Raw genomic sequence first — 1,554 nt, forward strand, 5'->3', positions numbered from 1 at the left:
TTCCCTCGGCCGCCATACAGATGGTCATTGTTGAGGCCACCACTCAGGTAATCGTTACCGCCATAACCTTTGAGCCGATCATGGCCGGATTGTCCGAAAAGGCGGTCGGCTCCTGAGTTTCCCAGAAGGGAGTCATTTCCAGCCCCACCGTCGAGCGTTACTGCTCCATACGTGAAGCGTGTAGAGGTTAGGTCAAGCACATCGTTTCCAACTCCACCGCTGATCTGTGTGACGTTGGTCAGGCGCGGGGTGTCATACCCGATGACCCTGTCCAGAAAGATGAGATCGGCTTCTGATGTGCCGTAGATCGTATAAACATCGAGGCCATCGCCCCAAGTATCAAAATTGGTGATGCCCTGTGCTGCCCCCCCTATTTTATTGGTTGGTGGGTCACCCGGGCTGCCATGATCCCCCCATGAGTCGAACATAAAGGTCCCGTTCCAATTGAGATACTGCATGGTGTAAACCTCGCTCGGCATCGAGCCAGAACGCTCGACAACTCAAAAAACTTAAGCATCAACCAGGAAAAATCCCTGGTTCGTCCTCGATGGATAATTTGAGAAATTATATTGGCCCGCTTGAGTGACGAGGAATAACCTTCAAAAGGATATAATCACTACCTCAATAGAGGTGTGGTCTGATGCCTCGATTGATAATTTAAGCTTATATCTATCGATAAGTGAACACAGAGTGGGAATTTACATATGTTAATTTACTGCTGAAAACACCTTAAGTATCGAAGGATACTGGTACTGACCTTCGTCAACGCTGCCGACGGCAGTCACTGCGGATTTTATCCCTTCTAGTACGTGTCCCGTGGCCGGAAGACGGCTCATCTCCGGCTCCCTTCCTCAGCTTCTCTCTTCCTCAGCTTAGAGAATCGGACGGTTAAACGGACGTATAGCCGGCAGCTTTGAGGGAGTTCCAGTATTCTTGCGGCTCAAACAAATCGCAGATGTTGTCACCGAGCGCTCGCCAGAGCGCGTCAAACGTTCGGGCTTCGGCCTTGCGCAGGTGCGCCTTGATCTTGGCGAAGGCCTGTTCAATTGGGTTCATGTCAGGCGAATAAGCAGGCAGGAACAGGAACCAGGCTCCGCGTTGCTTCAGACACTGAGCGGCCTTCTCGCTCTTGTGGGCAGCCAGGTTGTCGAGGATCACCGCATCCCCTTTGCGCAGCGTCGGCGCGAGTTGCGTCTCGATGTAAGCCTCGACCGCCAATCGAGTGATCGGGCCATCGATGATCCAGGGCGCGCTCATGCGCAGCCGCTGGCGTTTGTGAACCGCGCCGGGATTCCCGGAGGCTCCAACTCCTGACAGGATGGAGCCATGACGAAGCGAACACCCCCATATTCACCAGAGGTCCGCGAGCGAGCGGTCCGGATGGTTTTCGAGCACCGCGACGAGTACGCCTCGCAGTATGAGGCGATCCGGTCGATTGCGGCCAAGATCGGCTGCTCGCGCGAGACGCTGCGGCACTGGGTGCGCCAGGCCGAGCGCGACCAGGGCCTGCGCCCCGGGCCGACGCGCGCGGAGCAGGAGAAGATCAAGGCGCTC

General features: G+C 55.7%; 2 protein-coding genes and 1 pseudogene. 1 reads left to right on the plus strand and 2 read right to left on the minus strand.

Annotation, left to right across the window (positions count from 1 at the left end; all coding sequences use genetic code 11):
* Positions 1-458 (minus strand): calcium-binding protein (locus tag ACS5Q1_RS47840; protein ID WP_473104775.1); only part of this gene is annotated, 458 nt, incomplete at its 3' end.
* A gap of 430 nt (positions 459-888) precedes the next feature.
* A pseudogene (locus ACS5Q1_RS47845) lies at positions 889-1,257 on the minus strand (transposase); the annotation flags it as partial.
* A 69-nt stretch (positions 1,258-1,326) separates the two neighbouring features.
* Between ACS5Q1_RS47845 and ACS5Q1_RS47850 the strand changes: the two are divergent.
* On the plus strand, positions 1,327-1,554 hold a 228-nt coding region (locus ACS5Q1_RS47850), incomplete at its 3' end, for a transposase (protein WP_473104776.1).

It is taken from the genome of Microvirga sp. GN3 (assembly GCF_055792825.1).